2 protein-coding genes are annotated in these 2,742 nt (G+C 65.3%); both read left to right on the plus strand.

The features are described 5' to 3' along the window. Window positions 1-109: 109 nt before the first annotated feature. Window positions 110-1,999, plus strand: coding sequence for a TRAP transporter large permease subunit (locus JHD07_RS37245; RefSeq protein ID WP_291631264.1), 1,890 nt, complete (start codon window positions 110-112; stop codon window positions 1,997-1,999). Window positions 2,000-2,019: 20 nt separating this feature from the next. Beyond that, the coding region (locus tag JHD07_RS37250) for an AMP-binding protein (RefSeq protein ID WP_291631266.1) at window positions 2,020-2,742 on the plus strand (723 nt) is incomplete at its 3' end.

A 2,742-nucleotide genomic window follows, 5' to 3' on the forward strand; every position in this document is an offset into this window, starting at 1 on the left:
CTTCTATGCCGAATGGAAGGGCAAGTATGGCGATCAGGCCTGGGACCTCCTGGAAAAGGCCGTCGGCAAGCTGTCGTAACGTACTGGGGCCGTCGAGGTTCGTATCAGGATGGCTCACGTCGAGGTCGAGGTGACCGCTGTGGCGGGCGAGGCGGCGTTGCCGTCCCCTCGCCGACCTTCGTTGCTGGCGACAGTCGAGCGCGTGCTCGGTCTCGTCGTCGAGATTCCGACGGCGATCCTGGTGGTCGCCGAGATCGTGATCCTTTTTGCCGGCGTGGTCGCGCGCTATGGCCTGCACCGGCCGCTGATCTGGTCGGACGAACTCGCCTCGATCCTGTTCCTGTGGCTCGCCATGCTGGGCGCGGCGGTCGCCTTCCGCCGTTCCGAGCACATGCGCATGACCGCGGTCGTCGCCAGCACCAGGCCTGCCATGCGGGCCTATCTCGACCTGGTCGCGACCTCCGCGGCCCTGGCGTTCCTGATCCTGATCGCTTGGCCGGCAAGCGACTACGCCTATGAGGAAAGCTACATCACGACGCCGGCGCTGCAGATCTCCAATATGTGGCGGGCCGCTGCGCTGCCGGCCGGCATCTTCCTGATGGCGGCCTTTGCCTTGCTGCGGCTGCTGCGTGCGGCCGACTACCGAATGGTTGCAGCCGCCGTGCTGTCGGTCGCCATAGTGATCGGCCTGTTCTGGCTGGTTGAGCCGTTGCTGCGCCCGCTCGGCAATCTCAACCTCGTCGTCTTCTTTGTCGGCGTTGCCGGCTTCTGCGTCTTTGCCGGCGTTCCCATCGCGTTCGGCTTTGGTCTCGCAATCTTCGGCTATCTCGCGTTGACCACGCGCACGCCCGTCATGGTGCTGATCGGCCGGATGGACGAGGGCATGAGCCACCTCATCCTGCTCTCGGTGCCGCTGTTCGTTTTTCTTGGCCTGCTGATCGAGATGACCGGCATGGCCCGCGCCATGGTGGCGTTCCTGGCGAGCCTACTCGGCCATGTCAGGGGCGGCCTGCACTATGTGCTGGTCGGCGCCATGTACCTGGTCTCCGGCATATCCGGCGCCAAGGCGGCCGACATGGCGGCGGTCGCACCCGTGCTGTTCCCGGAGATGAAGGAGCGCGGGGCCAAGCCCGGCGATCTCGTCGCGCTGCTGGCGGCAACGGGTGCCCAGACCGAGACCATTCCGCCGAGCCTCGTGCTGATCACGATCGGCTCGGTCACGGGCGTGTCGATCGCCGCCCTTTTCACCGGCGGCCTCCTGCCCGGCGTCGTGCTTGCGATCACGCTTTGCATGCTGGTGTGGTGGCGCTACCGCCACGAGGACCTGAGCCACATCCGCCGTGCCACGACATCGGAGATCGGCAGGAGCTTCGTCATCGCCCTGCCCGCGCTCGCGCTGCCCTTCGTGATCCGCTACGCCGTGGTCGAGGGCATCGCGACGGCCACCGAAGTCTCCACCATCGGCATCGTCTATGGCGCCCTCGTCGGCCTGCTCATCTACCGCCGGTTCGACTGGCGGCGGCTGTTTCCGATGCTGATCGAGACAGCGGCGCTGTCGGGTGCGATCCTGCTGATCATCGGCACCGCTACAGGCATGGCGTGGGGTCTGACCCAGTCGGGCTTCTCGCGCTCGCTGGCGGCGGCCATGACCGGATTGCCGGGGGGAGCTGCAACCTTCATCGCCGTCTCGATCCTGGCCTTCGTCGTTCTCGGCAGCGTGTTGGAAGGCATCCCGGCGATCGTGCTGTTCGGGCCGCTGCTGTTCCCGATCGCCCGCGCCGTCGGCGTGCACGAGGTGCACTATGCCATGGTGATCATTCTCGCGATGGGTATCGGGTTATTCGCCCCGCCGTTCGGCGTCGGCTATTATGCGGCCTGCGCCATCGGACGCGTCGATCCGGCCGAAGGCATCAGGCCGATCTGGGGCTATCTCTTGGCGCTACTGGTGGGATTGATCATCGTCGCGATCTTCCCCTGGATCTCGATCGGTTTTCTTTGACGCGATAAAGGAGTGAGTCGATGAGTGAACGGCAGAACCCGTACAAGATCGGCCTCAACAAGACTCCCGCCAATTACGTGCCTCTGAGTCCGCTGAGCTTCCTCGCGCGCAGTGCCGCCGTGTATCCCGATCATGTTAGCACGGTCTACGAGGGCCGCAGCTTCACCTGGGCGCAGACGCACGAGCGCTGCAGGCGTTTTGCGTCCTGGCTCGCGCGCAAGGGCATCGGCATCGGCGACACGGTCGCGGCCATGCTGCCGAACATCCCGGCGATGAACGAGGCTCATTTCGCCGTGCCGATGACGGGCGCCGTGCTCAACGCGCTGAACATCCGCCTCGATGCGCCCTCCATCGCGTTTCAGCTCGACCATGGCGGCGCCAAGATCATTCTGGTCGATCCCGAGTTCTCGGGCGTCATGACCGACGCGCTGGCGCTGATGAAGGGCCCGAATCCGCTCGTGGTCGATGTCGACGATGCATCGTTCAAGGGCGGCAAGCGCATCGGCGAGATCGAATATGAGACCGCGGTCGCCGAAGGCGATCCGGACTTCGCGGCGATCACGCCGAGCGATGAATGGGACGCGATCGCGCTGAGCTACACCTCCGGCACGACAGGCAATCCCAAGGGCGTCGTGACCCATCACCGCGGCGCGTATCTCAACGCCGTCAGCAACATCCTCGCCGGCAATCTCGGCCAGCACCCGGTCTATCTCTGGACGCTGCCGATGTTCCACTGCAACGGC

It is taken from the genome of Bradyrhizobium sp., from assembly GCF_016462955.1.
GTDB lineage: Bacteria > Pseudomonadota > Alphaproteobacteria > Rhizobiales > Xanthobacteraceae > Bradyrhizobium.

What these genes read in the sequence shown, in the direction of transcription:
- JHD07_RS37245 (WP_291631264.1), top strand. Translation starts at nt 110, where the DNA reads ATGGCTCACGTCGAGGTCGAGGTGACCGCTGTGGCGGGCGAGGCGGCG.